Annotated in this window: 16 protein-coding genes and 2 tRNA genes; 2 read left to right on the top strand and 16 right to left on the bottom strand. The window is 62.8% G+C overall.

Going from position 1 to position 19,266, the window contains the following annotated elements:
* Nucleotides 1-149: 149 nt before the first annotated feature.
* The 5 genes from X744_RS163990 to X744_RS164010 all read right to left on the bottom strand — a co-directional run bounded on the left by X744_RS163990 (nucleotide 150) and on the right by X744_RS164010 (nucleotide 6,761).
* Nucleotides 150-1,772 (bottom strand): dipeptide ABC transporter ATP-binding protein, encoded by a 1,623-nt coding sequence (locus tag X744_RS163990; RefSeq protein WP_023757708.1) that lies wholly within the window; start codon nucleotides 1,770-1,772, stop codon nucleotides 150-152.
* Nucleotides 1,769-2,638: an ABC transporter permease gene (locus tag X744_RS163995; RefSeq protein WP_023757707.1), complete on the bottom strand. Its 870-nt coding sequence runs from the start codon at nucleotides 2,636-2,638 to the stop codon at nucleotides 1,769-1,771. The genes X744_RS163990 and X744_RS163995 overlap by 4 nt, the downstream gene beginning before the upstream one ends.
* Entirely contained in the window at nucleotides 2,635-3,582 is a 948-nt protein-coding gene (locus X744_RS164000; RefSeq protein ID WP_023757706.1) for an ABC transporter permease, read from the bottom strand. Before X744_RS164000 ends, X744_RS163995 begins: the two co-directional genes overlap by 4 nt.
* A gap of 256 nt (nucleotides 3,583-3,838) precedes the next feature.
* The gene (locus X744_RS164005) at nucleotides 3,839-5,317 is read right to left on the bottom strand and encodes an ABC transporter substrate-binding protein (protein ID WP_023757705.1); all 1,479 of its coding nucleotides are present in this window, start codon (nucleotides 5,315-5,317) and stop codon (nucleotides 3,839-3,841) included.
* 163 nt (nucleotides 5,318-5,480) lie between these two features.
* Entirely contained in the window at nucleotides 5,481-6,761 is a 1,281-nt protein-coding gene (locus X744_RS164010; RefSeq protein WP_023757704.1) for an acetylornithine deacetylase/succinyl-diaminopimelate desuccinylase family protein, read from the bottom strand.
* A gap of 221 nt (nucleotides 6,762-6,982) precedes the next feature.
* On the opposite strand from X744_RS164010, the gene X744_RS164015 reads away from it, so the two are divergent.
* Nucleotides 6,983-7,411: a L,D-transpeptidase gene (locus tag X744_RS164015; RefSeq protein WP_023757703.1), complete on the top strand. Its 429-nt coding sequence runs from the start codon at nucleotides 6,983-6,985 to the stop codon at nucleotides 7,409-7,411.
* Between the two features lie 70 nt (nucleotides 7,412-7,481).
* On the opposite strand, the gene X744_RS164020 is transcribed toward X744_RS164015, so the two are convergent.
* From X744_RS164020 to X744_RS1000000174950, 11 genes are all read right to left on the bottom strand, one after another.
* Nucleotides 7,482-8,465 (bottom strand): lipid A biosynthesis lauroyl acyltransferase, encoded by a 984-nt coding sequence (locus X744_RS164020; protein ID WP_023757702.1) that lies wholly within the window; start codon nucleotides 8,463-8,465, stop codon nucleotides 7,482-7,484.
* 13 nt (nucleotides 8,466-8,478) lie between these two features.
* A complete protein-coding gene (locus tag X744_RS164025; protein ID WP_023757701.1) occupies nucleotides 8,479-9,507 on the bottom strand; it encodes a zinc-binding dehydrogenase in 1,029 nt (342 codons plus the stop codon).
* Nucleotides 9,508-9,543: 36 nt separating this feature from the next.
* Nucleotides 9,544-10,821, bottom strand: a complete 1,278-nt coding sequence (locus X744_RS164030; RefSeq protein WP_023757700.1) for a beta-ketoacyl-ACP synthase — start codon at nucleotides 10,819-10,821, stop codon at nucleotides 9,544-9,546.
* Nucleotides 10,822-10,872: 51 nt separating this feature from the next.
* Nucleotides 10,873-12,063, bottom strand: coding sequence for a beta-ketoacyl-ACP synthase (locus tag X744_RS164035; RefSeq protein WP_023757699.1), 1,191 nt, complete (start codon nucleotides 12,061-12,063; stop codon nucleotides 10,873-10,875).
* A 56-nt stretch (nucleotides 12,064-12,119) separates the two neighbouring features.
* Complete coding sequence (locus tag X744_RS164040) at nucleotides 12,120-12,401, bottom strand: acyl carrier protein (protein WP_023757698.1); 282 nt, start codon at nucleotides 12,399-12,401, stop codon at nucleotides 12,120-12,122.
* A gap of 230 nt (nucleotides 12,402-12,631) precedes the next feature.
* Nucleotides 12,632-13,774: a slipin family protein gene (locus tag X744_RS164045; RefSeq protein ID WP_023757697.1), complete on the bottom strand. Its 1,143-nt coding sequence runs from the start codon at nucleotides 13,772-13,774 to the stop codon at nucleotides 12,632-12,634.
* A gap of 336 nt (nucleotides 13,775-14,110) precedes the next feature.
* Nucleotides 14,111-14,185, bottom strand: a tRNA-Leu gene (locus X744_RS164050).
* Nucleotides 14,186-14,187: 2 nt separating this feature from the next.
* Nucleotides 14,188-14,261 (bottom strand) — tRNA-OTHER (locus X744_RS164055).
* 228 nt (nucleotides 14,262-14,489) lie between these two features.
* Nucleotides 14,490-15,038 (bottom strand): histidine phosphatase family protein, encoded by a 549-nt coding sequence (locus tag X744_RS164060; RefSeq protein WP_023757696.1) that lies wholly within the window; start codon nucleotides 15,036-15,038, stop codon nucleotides 14,490-14,492.
* Nucleotides 15,039-15,134: 96 nt separating this feature from the next.
* Nucleotides 15,135-17,417, bottom strand: coding sequence for a tetratricopeptide repeat protein (locus X744_RS01000000169285; RefSeq protein ID WP_245266437.1), 2,283 nt, complete (start codon nucleotides 17,415-17,417; stop codon nucleotides 15,135-15,137).
* Nucleotides 17,414-18,169, bottom strand: coding sequence for a caspase family protein (locus X744_RS1000000174950; protein ID WP_245266435.1), 756 nt, complete (start codon nucleotides 18,167-18,169; stop codon nucleotides 17,414-17,416). The genes X744_RS01000000169285 and X744_RS1000000174950 overlap by 4 nt, the downstream gene beginning before the upstream one ends.
* A 98-nt stretch (nucleotides 18,170-18,267) precedes the next feature.
* Here X744_RS1000000174950 and X744_RS164065 point away from each other — a divergent pair, with 98 nt between their 5' ends.
* Nucleotides 18,268-19,215, top strand: a complete 948-nt coding sequence (locus X744_RS164065; RefSeq protein ID WP_023757695.1) for an AEC family transporter — start codon at nucleotides 18,268-18,270, stop codon at nucleotides 19,213-19,215.
* Nucleotides 19,216-19,266 lie beyond the last annotated feature (51 nt).

Here is a 19,266-nt window from a genome sequence, read left to right as displayed (position 1 = left end):
TGGAAATTCTACTCCGGCGGCCATCTGGAGGCGTTTTCTGCGCTTCTCACGGACCCAAATGTCCGCTGCGCTCGTCGCTCCGCGACCCCGAAACAACCACCACCTGGCTCGCCAGAGCGAATTTCGAAACAGTCTCTGAGACGCTTTAGTTAGCCCTGTTCCCGCATCCGCCGAGCGATCGCCCGGTACAAATCAGGGGCGGCGGTGACAAGCGCCTTGGCCGCCTCGGACTGCGGGTGATCGAGCACGTCGCTGGTCTTGCCGCGCTCGACGATCTTGCCATCATGCATGACCAGCACCTCGTCCGTGATGGCGCGGGCGACGGTCAGGTCGTGGGTGATGAAGAGATAGGCGATGCCGAGCTTCTGGTTCAGCTCTGCGAACAAATCAAGGATCTGGGCACGGATGGAGACATCGAGCGCCGAAACCGGCTCGTCGGCGACGACCAGTTTCGGGCGCGTGATGATGGCGCGGGCGATCGACAGACGCTGGCGCTGGCCGCCGGAAAATTCGTGCGGGTATTTGTCCATGTCGCGCTGGTCGAGGCCGACTTCGTGCAGTGCGTGCGCCACCATCTCGCGGCGCTCGGCGCGCGTCGGCTTTTTGTCCAGCACATGCAGGGGTTCGGCGACCAGTTTTTCGACCTTCTGGCGCGGATCGAAGGAACCATAAGGATCCTGAAAGACAACCTGCATGTCACGGCGCGCCGGCTTCAGCTCGGCTTCGCTCTTGCCGGTGATGGTTTCGCCGCGAAACCGGATGGTGCCCGAGCTTGGCCGGTCCAGCGCCAGGATCATGCGGGCGAGCGTTGACTTGCCGCAGCCGGAGCGGCCAACCAGCGCCAGCGACTGACCCGGCGCCATCGACAAGGACACCTGGTCGACGGCGCGGATATCAGGCGCCCGCCTGAACAGCGAGGTGCGCCGACCGGCATAGTCGCGGGTCACGCCCTCGACCTGGAGCAAAGATCGGCCCGTCTCGAGACCATGCGGCTTCGAGCGCGCCGGCACATGGATCGAGGCCTGCGCCAGCTGGCGCGTGAAGGGGTGGAGCTGTTCGGACAGCGTGCGCGCCGTGTCGCCGGTTTCCATTACCTCGCCGCGGCGCAGGATGGTGATACGGTCCGCCATCTCGGTAACCACGGCAAGGTCGTGCGAGATCAGCAGCAGCCCCATGCGGCTCTCGGCGACGAGGTCGCGCAGGAGGTCGAGGATCTGGGCCTGCAGCACCACGTCGAGAGCCGTGGTCGGCTCGTCGGCGATCAGGAGCTTCGGCTTCAGCGCACAAGCGATGGCGATGACGACGCGCTGGCGCTGGCCGCCCGACAGTTCGTGCGGATAGCGCGACATTGGGAATTTCGCCGAGGGCAAGCCGACCCGGTCGAGCATTTTTCGCGCCCGGTCTTCGGCTTCGGCGCGGCTTGCCTTGGTGTGCCAGCGAATGCCTTCGGCGACCTGTTCGCCGATGGTCTTGACCGGATTGAGCGCCGTCATCGGCTCCTGGAACACCATGCCGATGTCATCGCCGCGCAGTGCGCACATCTGGTCCTCGGTTGCCGCGAGGAGGTCGATGCCGTCGAATGTGACGCGTCCAGTAGCGCGCGCGGCATAGGGCAGAAGCTGCATCACCGTCAGCGCGGTCATCGACTTGCCCGAGCCGGATTCGCCGACCAGGCCCATCACTTCGCCGGGCGCGACGGAAAGTTCCATACCCTTGAGGATCGGCGTGTCGTCGATGGTCAGCGAAAGGTTCTTGATGTCGAGCAGGCTCATCGCTGCCGCCGCGATTTTGGATCGAGAATGTCGGCGATCCCATCGCCCAGGAGGTTCAGGCCGAGCACGGTGACGACGATCGCCATGCCGGGAAAGATTGCCATCCATGGCGCCACTACCATGCGGGTCTGCGCGTCGAACAGCATGCGGCCCCAGCTCGGCATTGGCGGCTGGGCGCCCAAGCCTAGATAGGAAAGCCCGGCCTCCGCCAGGATACCCAGCGCGAACTGGATGGTGCCTTGCACCAGGAGCAGCGTGGCAATGTTGGGCAGCACATGTTCGATGGATATCTGCGTGCTGCTCTTGCCGGCGGCGCGCGCGGCAAGAATGAACTCGCGTGGCCAGATCGCCAGCGCGCCGGCCCGGGCGACACGGGCAAAGACCGGTATGTTGAAGATGCCGATGGCGATGATGGCGTTGACGGCGCCCGGCCCGAAGATAGCGGTGATCATGATGGCCGACAGCAGCGCCGGAAAGGCGAAAACGAGGTCGTTCAGCCGCATCAGCGCCTCGTCGACGAGGCCGCCGCGTGCTGCGGCAAAGGCTCCGAGCGGCACGCCGACCCCCATGCCGATGCCCACAGCGACCAGCGCCACGGCAATCGAATTGCGGGCGCCGACCATGACCATCGACAGGATGTCGCGACCGAAATGGTCGGTGCCGAACCAGTGCGCCAGCGAGGGTACTTGGGTCTTGTCCGATATCATCAGTTTCGTGACGTCGTAGGGCGTCCAGGCATAGGAGACGATTGCCATTGCCAGGATCAGCACGGTGATGACGAAACCGGCAACGAAGGCGGTGTTCCTGAATGCCTTGGCCAGGATGGTGCCGAAGGTCTCTTCGGGAATGTCGATGTGCAGCGTCATTGCCGGGTTCTCAGGCGCGGATCGACGACCGCATAGGAAAGGTCGACCAGAAGGTTGACGGCGATGACGGCGGCGACCAGCAGCATGACGACGCTTTCGACGACGATCAGGTCGCGCTGGGTGATTGCCTGGAACACCAGCCGGCCGAGGCCGGGCAGGTAAAAGACATTCTCGATGATGATGGTGCCGGCAAGCAGGAAGGCGAATTGCAGGCCCAGGATGGTCAGCACGGGGATCATCGCGTTGCGCAGCGCGTGCCGCCACAGCACGGCGCGATAGGGCAGGCCCTTGGCGCGGGCGGTGCGGATATAGTCCTCGTTCAGCACCTCGATCAGCGCCGAGCGGGTGACGCGCGCCAGGATCGCGGCTTGCGGCAAGGCAAGTGCAACCGCCGGCAGCAACAGCGATTTCAGTGCCGGCCAGATGCCGGCACTCCAGCCGGGAAAGCCGCCGGCCGGAACCAGCTGCAGCCAGACGGCGAACACATAGATCAGCATCAGGGCGAACCAGAAATTGGGCACGGCGACGCCAAGCTGTGCGGCGCCCATGGAAATCGTGTCACCGGCGCGTCCACGCCGGCTGGCGGAAAACAGGCCAACGGGAATCGCGATCATTGTGGAGAGCGCAAGCGCAATCAGCGCCAGCGGCAGCGAAACGGCAAGCCGCTCGCGCACCAGGTCGATGACCGGCACCGAATAGGTATAGGAGCGGCCGAAATCGAGACTGAGCAGGCCGCCGGCCCAGTGAAGATAGCGCAGGGCCAGTGGTGCGTTGAGGCCCATCTGGTTGCGCAGCAGTTCGACCTGGTCGGCGCTGGCGTTCAAGCCCAGCATCAGCCGTGCCGGATCGCCGGGCAGGACTTCCAGCACGGCGAACACCACCATGGAGGCCAAGATCAGAGTGGCGATGGCGATGGCGAGGCGTTTTAGGAGATAGGCGGTCATGGAAGGTCGGGGACCGCTGTTTTGCCGGGGGCAGGCAAGAGGTGACTATAGCGTTCTACGGCGCCCCCCTCTGTCCTGCCGGACATCTCCCCCTCAAGGGGGGAGATTGGAAGTTTCAGCGCCGGTGGCACAAATACAGCGTTGATGATTGGCGAAAGCAGCAGCGAGAGCGCAATCTCCCCCCTAGAGGGGGAGATGCCCGGCAGGGCAGAGGGGGGCGCGAAGGAACGCAAGGGTCGCCTTTTGGCCAGCAACCTCACTCGCTCCACTTCACCTTGGTCAAATCATTGGCCTGGATGGGTGCGTTTTCCCACAGGCCTTGCAACTTGGCGTCCCAGACGCCGACCTTGGGCAGTTCGTAGAGGAAGCCGACCACGGCATCGTCGGCCAGGATCTTCTGCGCCTGCCCCAGCAATTCCTTGCGCTTGGCCTCGTCGGAGGTGACGCCGAGATCGGCGATCACCTTGTCGAAGGCCGGATTGTCGTAGTTGAAATAATAATCCTTGCGCGAATAGATATCGATGTCGTTGGGTTCGGTGTGGGAGACGATGGTCAGGTCGTAGTCTTTCTTGGTGAACACCTGATCCAGCCACTGTGCCCATTCGACCGGGATGATCTCGAGATCGATGCCGACGTCGCGAAGCTCGGAGGCGATGATCTCGCCGCCAAGCCTGGCATAGGTGGGCGGCGGCAATTTCAGCGTCGCCTTGAAGCCTTTCTCCAGCCCCGCCTCCTTCAGCAATTCCTTTGCCTTGGCGACATCATGCGGATAGCGGCCGGTGAGATCGACATAGTCCTTGTTGGCGGGCGACATGTGCGAGCCGATCGGCACGCCGAGGCCGGCCGAGGCGCCGTCGATGATCGCCTTGCGGTCGAGCGCATAGGAGATCGCCTGTCTCACCTGCAATTTGTCGAAGGGAGACTTCTTGTTGTTGATCGACAGGATGGTTTCGCCTTCGGTCGCGCCGATCACCACCTTGAAGCGCGGGTCGTCCTTGACCTGCGCGACGCTGTCGGGATCAAAGAAGGGAAAGGCCTGGATATCGCCGGAGAGCAGCGCCGGCACGGCGGCCGCGGCATCCGGAACGATGCGGAACTCAGCCTTGTCGAGAGACGCCGGCGTGCCCCAGTAATTGTCCGATTTGACCAGGGTGATCGAGGATCCCTTGGCCCAGCTCTGGAACTTGAACGGGCCGGTGCCGATCGGCTTCTCCTTGTTGGTGCCGGCAGTCTCAGGCGCCACGATCACCGCGTCGCCCCAGCCCATATTGTAGAGGAAGGAGCCCTGCGGGTTCTTGAGCGTGACCTTGACTGTTGCGGGGTCGACGATTTCGACCGTGTCGATGGCCGCGAACAGGCCCTTCTGCGCATTGACCGAATTGTCGGCGCGGGCGCGGTCGAGCGAGAATTTCACGTCACTGGCATCGAAGTCGGTGCCGTCGTGGAATTTCACGCCGGTGTGCAGCTTGAAGGTGTAGACCTTGCCGTCATCGGAAATGGTCCAGCTTTCGGCCAGATCCGGCAGCACCTCGCCATTCGGCCCGATGCGCGTCAGGCCCTCGAACACGTTGGCGTAAAGCACCTCGTCGATCGCCGCGGCGGCCCCGGCGGTCGGATCGAGATGCGGTGGTTCGAGCGCGATGCCGATGACCAGGTCGGTTCGCGCGGCAAACGCGGAGGTGCTGGCGGCCAGTGACAGCACTGCGGCGGCCAGGATGGTTTTCCACAATTTCATCGTGCAACTCCCCATGCGTTTCAGACAGGTGCTCAAACCCGGGCGATAGAAGCGTGATTTCGCCGCGGAGTAAATTGCGTTTCGTTCTGCCCGTTGGCATCGTCGGGAATGTTTTTGTCCTGGGGGCCTCATCGGCAGGTCGAAGCTTGTCGCCGTGCGCGCCTTATCCCGTGGCTGTGCCACGCAACAGCACGTTGAGCCCGATCGCCATCACCTTGGCCGCTTCCACCATGTCCGATATCCCGACCCATTCGTCCGGCCGGTGGGCAAGGTCGAGAATGCCTGGACCATAGGCGATGCAATCGTAGATGTGGCCGATACGGGCAATGTGCTTCTGGTCGTAGGTGCCTGGCGAGATGACGTAGTCGGGTTCGCGGTCGAACACCGCCATGATGCCTTGCGCCACCGCCTTGACCACCGGCGCGTCGCGCTCCGTCATCAGCGGCAGCACTTCCATCAGGTCGCGGATTTCATAGTCGAATTTTTTCCGCTCGCGCTTCAGGCGCTCGAGAATGCCGGTCACTTCACCTTTGACGGTATCGAGATCTTCCTCGAGCAGGAAGCGACGATCGATGGTCAGCCGGCAGGAATCGGGCACGTTGGGCGAGGGCAGGCCTGGCCGGAAATCCTCGGTCTGGCCGCCGTGGATCGAATTGATGTTCATGGTCGAGCGTTTTGCGCCTTCGGGCACGACCGGCATGCGCGTCATCTTGCGGTCGAGTGCGGGGAACAATTCGTCCTCGAATGCCCTTAGCACGGCACCCATGTGGCGCACCGCATTGTCGCCGAGGAACGGCATGGAGCCGTGCGCGATCTCGCCCTTGGTCTCGATCTCCGCCCACCAGACGCCACGATGACCCAGACAGATGCGGTCCTTGTTCAGCGGCTCGGGAATGATGACGTGGTCGACCCTGGGTTTCGAGAAATAGCCGAGGCTGGCCAGATGGGCCACGCCGCCGAAGCCACCGGACTCCTCGTCGACCGTGCCGGAGATTTCGATAGCGCCGGGAAAGTCGGGGAAGACTTCCAGGAAGGCCTCGGCGGCGATGATCGAAGCGGCCAGGCCGCCCTTCATGTCGCAGGCGCCGCGACCATAGACCTTGCCGTCCTTGACGACACCGGCAAAGGGATCGACCGTCCAGCCGTCGCCGGCTTCGACCACATCGATGTGCGAGTTGAAGTGGACGCAGGCACCGGGCGACCTTCCGTCGAAACGGGCAACGACATTGACGCGCGGGTAGCGGTCGGTGTCGCCGGGCGTGCCTTCGGCGCGAATGAATTCGGTCTCGAAACCGCTCTTCTTCAGCCGCGCGCCGAGATATTCGGCGCATGGCCGGTAGGCATCGCCGGGCGGGTTGATGGTCGGAAAACGGATCAGATCGGCGGTCAGCGCGACGACATCGTCGCGCCTGATATCGATTGCCTGGAGGAGTCGCTCGTTCATGCGCAGAGTTGAGCAACGATCGTCTTGATTTTGCAAGCCCACCGGTGACCAAGCCCGAGCGGCGTGTCGTTGCGGCAACTATTGCGGGAAATCGTTCAAATTGGCTGCTTTGGATTGGCGAATTGGTCAAGGAGTGTGTGTTACCCGGTTCACCTGCCATTAAAAAGGTGAAAACAACGTGATGGCAGGCAAGTAAGGGGCAATCAAAGGGGTTTGATCGCATGAAAAAGACAGTTCTCATGGCGGCCATTTTTGTCGCGATGCTGTTCGGTGCTTCGGGGCAGGGCTGGGCAGCCAGCCTCGTTGCAAACATAGACGTGTCGTCGCAGACGATGACGGTCAGATATGGCTTGTCGGTTTACCGGTGGAGCGTGTCCACCGCGCGTCCCGGTTATTTCACGCCGCGCGGCAGCTATAAGCCGCAGCGTACGGCACGGATGTGGTATTCGCGCAAATACCATATGTCGCCAATGCCATACTCCGTCTTCTTCCATGGCGGCTATGCCATCCACGGGACCGGTGCCGTCAGGCAACTCGGCCGCCCGGCGTCGCACGGCTGCGTGCGGCTGCACACGGCCAATGCCGCAACTTTCTATGCGATGGTGCGCGAAGTGGGTTTCGGCAACACGCGGATTGTCGTGACGAACTGAGGCGATCCAGAGTCGCTGAAGTCGGCATTATCGGCTGGTGTAGGACTAATCTCCCCGCCAGCGGCGAGGCTTAAGCGTTTGCGGCCGGAGCGGGCTTCGGCCGGCGCTTTCGTCGTCCGCCGCCGATCTCCCACCTTTTGTGGAACCACATCCACTGGCCGGGATCTTCGCGTACCCAGCGTTCGACCACGTCGTTGAGACGCTGGGTGGTGGCGCGGACATCAACGCTGCCGTCAGCGGTGCGCGGCAAGGTCAACTTGTCCTCGATCTCGAGCCGGAAGCGGTTGCCTGGCAGCCTGACGCAGCGCGCCGGATAGACGTCGCAGTCGTAGTGACGGGCAAGGGTGGCCAGCACCCGATTGCTTTGGCAGGGGCGGCCGAAGAATGTCGTATCCAGGCCGTTGGAGAATTTCTGATCGACAAGGATGCCGATGTTGCCGCCATTCTCCAGGACCCCAGCCAGCGCGAATGAGGCGCCGGCCATCGATGGCAGCAATGAGCCCATGGTCGAGCGGCGCGTTGAGAGGATGTAGTCGGCGAGATAGGGATTGTTGGGCGGCCGAAACAGCGCCGTGATGTTCATGCCGAAGGTCGCCGCCGCCACCGGCAGCAACTCGAAATTGCCGAGATGGCCGGTGAAAACGATATGCGGCTTCCGTTCACCTGCGATCTCGACGAAATGCTCTGTTCCCTTGACCTCGACGCGGCCGGGCTTGCTGGCCGCAGGATCGTAATCGAACAGGGCGTCGAGAAAGATGTATTCGGCGGCAAGACGGGCCATGTTGCCCCACATGTCGGAGGCGATCGCCTGGATTTCGGCTTCGCCCTTTTCCGGATAGGCCTTGCGCAGATTGTCGACGGCGACCTGATGGCGTCCCACCCAGGGGCCGATGCGGCGTGCGACGCGGTCGGCGAAATTCAGCGCACTGTCGGCCGGTAGCAGACGCAGGATCGAGATGATCATCATCGCCGCGCGCGCAACCAGCCAGTAGTTGAACTGGCGCAACTGCCTGCCGTAGCGAAATTTGAGATCTCGGCGAAACTTCTTGAACACAGAGGTCAAGGCTCTAGCCGACGCGCAGGATGATCTTACCGAACACGTCGCGGCCTTCCATGCGCTTCAGGGCGGCATCGATACCGTCGAAGTCGACCTCGGTGTCGATGACCGGTGCGACCTGTCCCGCCGCCATTTTCTGCATGGCGTTGGCCATGTTCTCCATGCGGCAGCCGAAGGAACCGAGCAGTTTCAGTTGCTGCTGGAAAAGTTGCATCAGATTGATTTGCGTCGATACGCCGGAGGTCGAACCGCAGGTCACAAGGCGGCCGCCACGCTTCAGGCACAGCATCGAAGCGGCAAAAGTATCGGCGCCGACATGTTCGAAGACGACATCGACGCCTTTCTTTTTGGTCAGCTTACGCACGACGCCCTCGAAACGGTCGTCACGGTAGTTGATGACATGGTCGGCGCCGAGCGCCTTGGCCTTGTCGATCTTGTCGTTCGAACCGACCGTGGTGATAACGGTGCAGCCCATCCGCTTTGCCAGCTGGATAGCCGCCGAGCCGATGCCGGATCCGCCGGCATGGATGAGAATGGTCTCGCCGGGTTGCAGCCTGGCATTGTCGAACAGCATGTGCTCGACGGTACCGAAGGTGACGGGCGCCACCGCGGCACCGACGTCGGTCACGCCGGGTGGCGCAGGAACCAGCAGGCGAGCCGGCAGGTTGATTTTCTCCTGCGCGAAGCCGTCGAGATGGAAACCGTGAACACCCGAAACATGCTCGCAAAGATTGTCTCGGCCTTCGCGGCAGGCTCGGCAAAGGCCGCAGGTGCGGGCTCCATAGATCGACACCAATTGTCCGGGCAGCAGCCTGGAAACACCGGGGCCGACCGCTTCGACCTCGCCCGAGGCTTCCGCGCCGACGACCAGCGGCAGCTTGCGCTTGGCGAAGGCCATGCCGCGCCAGCCCCAGACGTCGATGTGGTTCAGCGCCACCGCCTTGATGCGCAGCGTGACTTCGCCGAGTGCCGGCGGTGGGGGAGGCGGCAGGTCCACCGTTTCAAGACGGCGGTCCTCGATAAGTTGCAATGCGCGCATGGGGCCTGTCGGTTCAGTCTGGCTGAAAAAGGTCGCTTAGACCGGTTCCCGCGCCATGACAAGGCAAGTGTTCTGGCCGCCGAAGCCGAAGGAGTTCGACAGAACCGTGCGTACCTCGGCATTGCGCTTCTTGTTCGGCACCACGTCGAGCACGATCGCGGGATCGGGATTGTCGTAGTTGATGGTTGGCGGAATGACGCTTTCGCGCATCGTCATCAGCGAGAACGCCGCCTCGACTGCGCCCGCCGCCGACAATGTGTGGCCGATCATCGACTTGTTCGACGAGACAGGCATCGAGCCGATCCGCTCGCCGAACACCGTCGACAGTGCCAGATGTTCCATCTTGTCGTTTTCTGGCGTCGACGTGCCATGGGCGTTGACATAGTCGATCTCGTCTTCCCTCAGGCCGGCATCGGCGAGGGCAGTGCGAACCGCGGCGATGGCCGGCGAAGCGTCGGGCTTCGAACGGGTGCGGTGGAAGTCGTCGGCCTTCTCGCCGCAACCGCCCAGGATACCGAGGATGGTCGCGCCGCGAGACAATGCCGCTTCGAGCGATTCCAACACGAGCGCCCCGGATCCCTCGGCCAGCACGAAGCCGTCGCGGTCCTTGGAGAAAGGCTTCGATGCCTTTTCGGGAATGTCGTTGTGCGTGGAGAGCGCCGAAAGCAATGAGAATCGGATCAGTGCCTCGGCGGTGGCAGAGCCATCGGCGCCGATCGACAGCGCGCGTTCGCATTCGCCGCGTCTAATCGCCTCGACACCGAGCTGAATCGCGGTGGCACCCGAAGCGCAAGCCGTCGACAGGGTGATCGGCAGGCCGCGTGTGCCGAGGCGTTCGGCAAGGCGGTCGGCAATCGAACCGAACTGAGTCGTCTCGAAGATATCCAGCTCTTTCAAGCTGCGCGCCACCCGAAGCAGTTTTTCGGCGGCGGTGTCATCTTTGTCCTTGCCGGAATTGTAGAGCGAGAAGCGCTCGGCCCAATCGAGTTCGACCGGTGGCGAGGCGAGGAAGAGCGGTCCGCCGAAATCGCTGGAATCAAGACCGGCTTCGGCCACCGCTTCAAGGCCCGCAAGCTCGGCCAACTCGTATGTGAGGGGGCTGGCGCCCTGCGAACTCGACGGCAGGAAATCGACCATGCCGGAGATGCGGGTGTTCAGTTGATCGATCGGAAAGCGCGTGATCGGGTGGATGCCTGACTTTCCCGAGGTCAACGCCGCCCAATTGTCTGTCTTGCCGACACCAAGCGAGGTCACCACGCCGATGCCGGTGACGGCGACAATCGGCCTGCCCTTGTGATCGTTCAGATTGGCCATCCGGGAGTTCTCGACTTCTTATCGTTGCAGCATGGATTGCGGAGCGCCGTCTCAGGCGGTGTTGACCAGCGCCATGCCCTCGAATTGGTGATAGCCGACCGCCGTTGCAAGGACAGTTGCGGGAACGCCTTCGAACGGCTTCTCGGCTGCGGCATCAAAAACAGGATAGGCGGCCCTGCGGTGGACAGCGAGAGCCGCCAGCGCTACGGCGAAGGGAAACTGTGCTTCCTTCATGTGTCCGGTCAGCGTCGAGAAACCGCGCGCTGATATCGCCGGATTGGCATCGAGTGCTGCTTTCTCGGCTGATGTCGCGGCATGGGCGCCCGATGCGCCCGACAGGGCCAGCAATTTGCCGTTCGGCAATACAGCCTGCTTGAGCAGCGCGGCGATCGCCATATCGAGTTCTCCTCGCTGCCGCCTGGAGCGGCCGGAGACCACCGGCCCGAGCTCGGCATAGATTTTGCGCCCACGGCTTATCGCGTGTTCGCGCTGCTCCAGCACCAGGAAAGCGCCGCCAGACCCGGTCACGACGCCGCCGCCCTCGCCACCCTGTCTTTGCCAGACGGGTTTCCACGGGCCGCGATGCAAATAGCCGGCAAGCTCATAGCCCAGCAGCATGTCGGAATGTTCGGTCTGGAAGGCGCCGCCGACCAGGATGTGCGTCGACTGGCCGGAACGGATGCGTGCGGCGGCGGTCTCGACGGCGGCGACGCCGGCACCTTCCTCACCCATGAAAGTTCTGGACGATCCCGTCACCTTGTGGACGATGGAGATGTTGCCGGCGAGCAGGTTGGACAGTTGGGCCAGGAACAAAGTAGGCCGCAATTCGGTGGTCAGCTTCTCGTTGAGCAGCACGTCGCGGTCGTTGCGGCTTTCCGAAGCGGCGAGAATGGCAGCATCGACCGCCTCGTCGCGCTCGCCGCCACCGGCGGCGACGACCATGTCCATGGTTGTGCAGAGTTCGTCATTGCCCTTGATGCCGGCGTCGTCCAGTGCAAGTCCCGCGGCATAGGTGCCAAGCCTCTGCCAGGTTTCCATCTGGCGCTGGTCGCCACGCTTGGCGATCTGCAGGTTCCAGTCAATCTCCGGCAAAGGATGGATAGTGTAGGGCGAAAAGCGCGCGGTTTCGAGCACCGGTTCCAGGCCCGGCTGCGCGAGCTTCTGCCAATGGGCGTCCGGACCTTCCCCCAAGGAGGAGACCAGGCCGATACCAGTGATGATGACGTCGCGGGGGCTGCTCATGGGCGGCTTTGTGGGTCAGGCGGCAGAGCGCGTCAAGGTCGCGCGCTCAACTGACGTCAGGCGGTTTTGGCGGCGACCAGTGCGTCGATCTTGGCGCACAAGTTCTTCATGACGAAGTAATCGTCGGTCGAAGCCTTGCCGTCATTGACCTCCTGGGTCCACTTTTCAAGCGGCACCTTGATGCCGAATTCCTTGTCGATGGCGAAGACGATATCGAGGAAATCGAGGCTGTCGATGCCGAGATCGTCGATCGTGTGGCTCTCCGGGGTGATGGTGTCGAGATCGATCTCGCTGGTGTCGGCAATGATCTTGGCGACTTTGTCGAACGTGCTGGACAAGGGCTTTTCCTTCGGTTGCGGGCGGAATCTGTCCGCATCTGGTTTCGGCGCTGTCTAATCGGTTTTTCCCTGCAGGAAAAGGCCTCATACGCCGGGCGCAGATGGGAACCCGCTCTGCAAAGGCAAGAAGGGCCGCCGGCTGACCGGCGGCCCTTCCCTTGACGTTACGTCAGCCTTTGTTTCGATGCAGGTCGCTTTCCCAAGCTGGAACCAGTCTTGGGCGGCATGCATCAGCTGTCGCGGAGCTTGACCAGGTCGTTGAGCAGTCCGCCCGTTCCGTTGTGGACGGTCAGCCGCTCGACCTTGCCGGCGATGGTTTCCAGAGCCTCGAGCTCCTTCAGCCGCAGCATTACCGGGTTTTCCGCCATCACCCTGGCCGTGTTGAGCAGCGAACGCGTGGCGTTCGTCTCCTCGCGGCGACGGATGATGTTGGCCTCGGCCTGCTTTTCGGCCGACACCACCTGGTTGAGGATCTCGCGCATCTCGCCCGGCAGGATAACATCCTTGAGGGCGATATCGCTGACCTCCACTCCGATCTCGGCCATATCGGCGCGAACCTTGGCCGCCGCCTCCTCGTCGATCGTCACCTTCTTTTCAAGGATCTGGTCGAGCGTCAGCGCGCCAAGCGTCTTGCGGAAGGCATACTGCAGGGCGCGGTAGAGGGCTTCGGAGAAGTCCTTCACCATGCTCACCGCCTTGACCGGGTCGACGACCCGGTATTCGGCGGCGATGTTGACGCGGATCGTCACGCGATCCTTGGTCAGCACTTCCTGCCCGGCAACGTCAAGCGACTGGCGCTTGAGGTCGACGACCTTGATCTGCACCATGCGTCCGACGTTCCAGAAGCCATGCACACCCGCCGTCAGCGTCCTGACCAGGACACCGTCGATGAACAGCAGTCCGGCCTGACCATCGACGACCGGATGGACGGACATCAATTCCGCCTTCCGGGCCTGGCCGAGCCGGCGCATGACCGCCGCATCGATGGCGAGGTCGACCGATGTGTCGATCAGCGTCACCTTCCACGGACCGGCATCCGTCCACAGCACCAGCTTGCGGTCCGGCGCCAGCACAGCGTGCAAATTGCCGTCACGTTCGATGATTGCGACGTCCGTGCGCCCGGTGCGAACGACGGTGAAATGACGCGCGGCCACCTCCGGGAGCTTGTCGAACAACGCCTTCTCGTATCCCGAAACGAATTCCGGGTTCTTTAGGTCGTGCCGGGACACTTCGAGGCTGCCGCGCCGGTTGGCGAGCCAATGCTCGCCCGGCATCAGGACAGCCTTGATCTCACCCTTGTGCAGGGTCAGGGCACGTTCGTTTTCCCTTACGAGGACGCGCTCGCGTCCAAGAACCTGATCGAGAATAGTCATTGTCTTTCACTCCAGTCGGGCATGGCCCCATGCGAGGCGTCAAGTCATGCGTCGATCGTCCTTTTCGTTTCTCGTTTCACATCGTTTCGTCCGGGCACGAATGATCCGGGGACTGGTGGCATCAATCCGTGGCGGGCCTGCGGGAGCGGATCGCGAGGCAGCGAAGCGAGCGCCGGAGGCCTTGGCCTCCCTTGCCGGCGACACTGCGCCTTGATCGTCACCGCGGGCCTGGCCGCGAGCCGATGGCGGAAGACGCTCAGGATGATCCGTGCCCGAGGGCCTGGGCCATCCGTCCAGTCTTTCGCATTCCAATCCCCGGACCGTTTTCGAATGGCTTGGAAGCCAATGGAGAAGGAATCGAACCTTCGACAGTCAGATTCTCGATCTGATGCTCTACCCAACTGAGCTATCCGTGGTGCAGATGAAGGGAATTGAACCCCCGACCTCCGGACCCAAATCCGGCGCTCTCCCGCTGAGCTACATCCGCGATCCCAATCCCCAAAGCGGCGCCGTATACAGGGCGGCAAAGCCGCCTGCACGGGCGGAGACGAAAGCTCCAACCGTTGTGCTCACTCCAGTTCTCGTGACCGGGAGCGCGCCTATAGCCCCTGCGACGGGTTGTCGCAAGCGGGATTGTCGCGGCTGATTTGCGGCGTCTTTCAATGGTGGCATTTCGGCAACACTGCTTCAAACCATCCGTGATGGAGTGCAGTGCCTAAAAGGTGACCCGGCCGAGTACGCGCAGGCCATCGTCCTGCGGTTCGACGACCACGGCCTCGCCTTCGCGGGGCGAAACGCCGGTCAGTGCCTGGATATTTTCCAGATGGGTGACCATGACCAGATTGTCGGAGCCGGAATAGGCGCGGATCTCCTTCAGGATCGCTGCGATCTGAGAGGCTTTTTGCGCCGCGTCGCCCTTCAGGAGATCGAGCGGTGCAAACAGCTTCGGTTCGGCCTCGAAAGCAATGCGGGCGGTGTCCACGCAGCGGCAGTAGCGGCTGGACAGCACGCGCTCGATAGGAGCTGCACGAGCGGCGAACAAGGCGCCGATCTTGCTCGCCTGCTGCTTGCCGCGTGCGGACAGGTTGACCTGGGTGGCACAGCTGTCGATGTCGAAATTGACCGGATCGGTGGTGCCGGTGACCATGGCATGACGCAGTAGTACGACATGGCCGCCATCGCGTAATAGTGCCCAGCCGGCGTCCGTGGCGTGGGTTGCGGCCGGGATGGCCAGCAGAAGCAAAGCCAGCACAAGTCGAATCATAGGCTATCCTTCTCCGGTTCCCGGCAATGGGTTCCGGTGACCGGACATATAGGGACGTAAAGCCAGCCGAAAGACAAGGCGCGGTCGGGCGGAGCCTTACTTCTTGGCCATCTGCTTCTTCGCTAGATCGATTTTCTGGTCGGTCAACGGAATGGGCATCGTGTAGCCGGCTTCGGTAAACCCCCGCTTGGCGCTCTCGAAGAATTCGATGGCTTTCAGATATTCCAGCCTACCCGCGCCATAACTGGCGTGGTTCCAATGGACGTCGCCGAGGTTGTTCTGTTCGAACGCCCACTGCAAGGGCTGACTCTCGCGGGTGAATACCTTCAGCGTCGCCGTGAAGGCTGCCTCTGCGTCATCGAGGTATTTGTCCGTGCGTTCGAGATTGCCGAGGTTGAGCAGACTCAAGCCTATGCCGTTCTGGGCGTTGGCCCAATCGATGGGGGCGGCTTCGATAGTCAGCACCTCAAGCGCTGCCCGCCGGGCCGCGATTGAATCCTGCAGGGTTTTGGGATTGGCATCGCTCATGCTCAGCCAGTGCAGCGCCGACCCGAGACCGGCCTCACTCAGCGCCCATTGCCGCGGGTTCGTCTCGCGCTTGTACTCGCGCAACGCATCGCGATAGGCGGCGATCGCCTCGCCGTAATGTTCGGGCTTGTCCGTGACACCGGCGAGAAGCTGCAGCGTGTTGCCGAGATTGTAGTGGCTCATCGCCCAGTCGAGGGGGAATTTTCGCCTGACATAGACGTGCCGCGCGGCCCGGAAGGCGCTCACCGATTGCTCGAGCTTGGCCGCGTCGCGGGTGCGCTGGCCAAGCGTCTGGTAGATCGAGCCGAGATTGTTCTGCGCCGACGCCCAGTCCATCGGGAAACGCTGCCGAGTAAACACCGTCAGAGCATCGTCATAGGCCGCCGCTGCCTCTTCGAGCGCGCCGGTTCCCATATCGAAGCGGGCGACACCGCTCAGTGCGTTGCCGAGATTCAGCCGGCTGGTTGCCCACGAGACCGGGAAGGTTTCGCGGGTTCGCACCTCGAGCGCGGCACGGAATGCATCGGCCGCCTTGTTGATCTTCTCCTTGGCGTTGAGCTGAATGCCGAGCGACACCAGCGTGTTGCCGAGATTGTTCTCGACCATCGCCCATTCCACCGGCGCTTTTTTGCGGGTGTATTCCTCGAGCGCCAGCCGGTAGGCGGCTTCGGCTTGCATCAGATGCTCGCTAGTGGGTTCGCGTTCGGAAAGCGCATAGAGCGCCAGACCGAGATTGTTTTGCGAAGCCGCCCAGTCGAGCGGCACCTTGTCGCGCGGGCGCTTCTCGAGTGTGGCGCGCATCGCCACCACCGCTTCATTCAGGCGCTTCGGGTCGCTCTCGCGTTCGCCGATCTTCAACAGCACATTGGCCAGATTGTTCTGCGCGGCGGCCCAGTTGAGGTCGTCCTTCTCGCGCTCGAACACGACAAGGGAATCGCGAAAGATCCGTGCTGCCTCTTCAAGGCGCGCGGTCTCCGTCTCGCGCTCGCCGATGGTCTGCAGCACCACCGCCATGTTGTTGCGGGTGATCGCCCAGTCGCGGTTCTGTTCGCCATTGGGAATGAAGTTGAGGATGATGCGATAGGCCTCGATGGAGTGCTGCAGCGCATCGAGGTCACCGGTGGCGTAGCCGTAAGCGTTCAGCGCCTCGGCTTCCTGGTTCTTGTAGTTCCAGCGCAGCTTGTCGTCCCATTTTTCCGCCAGCGAAAACGCCTTGGCATAGTCGCCGGCGGCGGATTTGTAGTCGAAGACCAGTGCCGAGGCACCGGCGCGCCTGGCGTAGATCGCGGCATCGGCAAGACGCTTCTGCTTGACGAGATCCTCGGCCTCATCAACTGCATCGTTGGTCTGCTCGACCCGGCCGACGGCGTCGTCGAGGAATTTCCGCGCCGTCACGATGGCGCCCTGGCCGATCGCCTTGTCGGCGGAGGCGACCAGCCGTTTGATCTCCGGATCGTCGGTGCGCAGTGCGGCGCGCTCGGACATCATCTTCTTCAGGCGCTCGGCCTGGGCGTCGAGCACTTTTTGCAGGTCGGTCGGATCTTCGGGGATCTTTTCCGTGCCTAGCGCCTTCAGCACGCCATAGAGTGCGTCGAGCGGCACGCCTTCCTGCAGCGACGCCAGTTCCACCTGTGCCCGTTTTGGGTCGGGCAGCTCGGAAATCGTCAACAGCAGCTGGCGCCGTTCGCCGGTGATCAGCCCGTCGTCGCCGGTCGGCTCCGCTGGTGCGACGCCGAAATAGAGCAGCCGGCGCAGGCTTTCATTGACCCAGGGACGCTGTTTTGCCTTGGTGTCGAGATAGACCTCCTCGGTCACCATGCGCATGACCGAGCCGAACTCGGTGCCCTTCATCGCCGCGAGGTGGCGCAGCAGGGCGGCCGCGTAGGGGCTGTTTTCGCCGGCGGCGCCATCGAGCGCCGGNGCCCCGGACGGCCTGGCTCGGCGGCAAAGCCGACCACCGTGCCCAGGCTTGCGTCCGTCGCAGGCGCATTGCCGAGCGCCTTGGCGCCGCGCACCGGTTCCAGCCCGCCGGCACCGATCGGCGAGGCGGAGGCGGTCGGGGCGTGCCGCACCGCGGCGCCCGCGGGAAACGGGTTAGTGCGGCATGCATCGAGCAGCACGATCGTCACCGGCACGGTCGTTTTCAGCGCGTCCATGACGGCGGATATCGGCACCAATGCCTTGTCGGCATCTCTGAGTGACGACACGTCGGCATCGACCGGAACCAGATAGTTCTCGCCGCCGGCCTCGATGCCGTGACCGGAATAATAGATGAAGGCGACATCTGCACCTTCGGCATCTTCCGTGAAACGCTCCAGGTCGCGCTTCAGCTTGGCGGCGTCGCGATCGGTGACGCTGCGGGCGTCGAAGCCGAGATCAGTCAGCATCTTGGCCATGTCGCGGGCGTCATTGGCCGGGTTGGGGAGGGGGGCGATGTGCTCGTATTTCGACTGGCCGATGATCAGCGCCACGCCCTTGAGGTTCTTGGTTTCCGCGGCCTGAGCCATACCAATCCCGAGGCAAAGCAGCGCGGCGACGAGAGCTGCCAACCGTCGGACAAGATTGCCGTTCCAAGTGCCGACAAAGGCCATTTGTCGTTTCATCCGCCCGATGCTTCAAACCCTCTATAAGCCTGCCAGCCGACGATGATCAAATTCGGGCGCGATTGCGCCGCGACCATGGCTCGCCTATCACGGGAAAAATGTCTCCGCTCACCGAAACCGTCCTTTTTGTCTTCAGTCTTGTCGCGCTCGGCTATCTCGCCGGGTTTACCGGCTATCTGAAGCCGGCGAGCGGCGAGGGCATAGCCGATTTTGCGGTGAGCGTAGCGATGCCGCTGCTGTTGTTCCAGACCATGGTGAACGCGGATTTCCACGGAGTGGCACCTTGGTCGCTGTGGGGCGCCTATTTCGCGGCCGTGGCAATCACCTGGGCCGCCGGGCATCTCGTCACCAGGCGGATATTCGGGCGAGATGCACGCGCCGGCGTCGTCGGCGGAGTTTCGTCGGCCTTTTCCAATATCGTGCTGCTCGGCGCCCCCTTTATCCTCGGCATATTCGGAGCGGATGGTTTCGAGGTACTGTCGTTGCTGGTGTCAGTGCATCTGCCGATCATGCTGATGGCCTCGATCGTGTTGTTCGAAGCCTTCGGGCGCGCCAGCGGCGAACCGGTGCATCCGTTGCGCGTTATCCATAGCTTCCTCAAGCGGCTTTTCATGAATCCGTTGATCATCGGCATTCTGGCAGGACTTGCATGGCGCATCACAGGTGCGCCGCTGCCTGATGTCGCCATGCGCCTGGTCGATGCATTGGCCGGTACGGCGGGGCCGGTGGCGTTGTTCGCCATGGGGCTCAGCCTGCGCCGCTTCGGCATTTCGGGCAATATCAGGCCGGCGCTGGTGCTTTCGGCGTTGAAGCTGTTCCTGATGCCGGCGCTGGTCCTCGCCTTCGTCTGGCTGCTCGGCCTGCCGCCCTTGACTGCCAAGGTGGCGGTGATGGTTGCCGCGATGCCATCCGGCGTCAATTCCTATCTGATCGCGGTGCAGTTTAACACGGGCCAGGCGTTGGCGTCGAACCAGATGATCATCGCGACCGCCTGCGCCGCCATCACCACCGCTTTCTGGCTGACGGTGGTGCTCCACGTTTTCTGATACCATGTGTGCCGATTTTCGGGCGATGCCCGCCTGCGATCGGCATCTCAT

The sequence above is a fragment of the Mesorhizobium sp. LNHC252B00 genome, assembly GCF_000502955.1.
Taxonomy (GTDB): Bacteria; Pseudomonadota; Alphaproteobacteria; order Rhizobiales; family Rhizobiaceae; genus Mesorhizobium.
The sequence above is the reverse complement of the archived record's forward strand: the minus strand, read 5'-3'. Positions and strand labels throughout refer to the sequence as shown.

Coding starts and splice junctions, on each gene's coding strand:
- X744_RS164030 (WP_023757700.1), bottom strand. CDS start 10,821: ATGGCCAATCTGAACGATCACAAGGGCAGGCCGATTGTCGCCGTCACC.
- X744_RS163990 (WP_023757708.1), bottom strand. CDS start 1,772: ATGAGCCTGCTCGACATCAAGAACCTTTCGCTGACCATCGACGACACG.
- X744_RS163995 (WP_023757707.1), bottom strand. CDS start 2,638: ATGACGCTGCACATCGACATTCCCGAAGAGACCTTCGGCACCATCCTG.
- X744_RS01000000169285 (WP_245266437.1), bottom strand. CDS start 17,417: ATGAAGGGCACCGAGTTCGGCTCGGTCATGCGCATGGTGACCGAGGAG.
- X744_RS164005 (WP_023757705.1), bottom strand. CDS start 5,317: ATGAAATTGTGGAAAACCATCCTGGCCGCCGCAGTGCTGTCACTGGCC.
- X744_RS164045 (WP_023757697.1), bottom strand. CDS start 13,774: ATGACTATTCTCGATCAGGTTCTTGGACGCGAGCGCGTCCTCGTAAGG.
- X744_RS164015 (WP_023757703.1), top strand. CDS start 6,983: ATGAAAAAGACAGTTCTCATGGCGGCCATTTTTGTCGCGATGCTGTTC.
- X744_RS164000 (WP_023757706.1), bottom strand. CDS start 3,582: ATGACCGCCTATCTCCTAAAACGCCTCGCCATCGCCATCGCCACTCTG.
- X744_RS164060 (WP_023757696.1), bottom strand. CDS start 15,038: ATGATTCGACTTGTGCTGGCTTTGCTTCTGCTGGCCATCCCGGCCGCA.
- X744_RS164010 (WP_023757704.1), bottom strand. CDS start 6,761: ATGAACGAGCGACTCCTCCAGGCAATCGATATCAGGCGCGACGATGTC.
- X744_RS164035 (WP_023757699.1), bottom strand. CDS start 12,063: ATGAGCAGCCCCCGCGACGTCATCATCACTGGTATCGGCCTGGTCTCC.
- X744_RS164065 (WP_023757695.1), top strand. CDS start 18,268: ATGTCTCCGCTCACCGAAACCGTCCTTTTTGTCTTCAGTCTTGTCGCG.
- X744_RS164025 (WP_023757701.1), bottom strand. CDS start 9,507: ATGCGCGCATTGCAACTTATCGAGGACCGCCGTCTTGAAACGGTGGAC.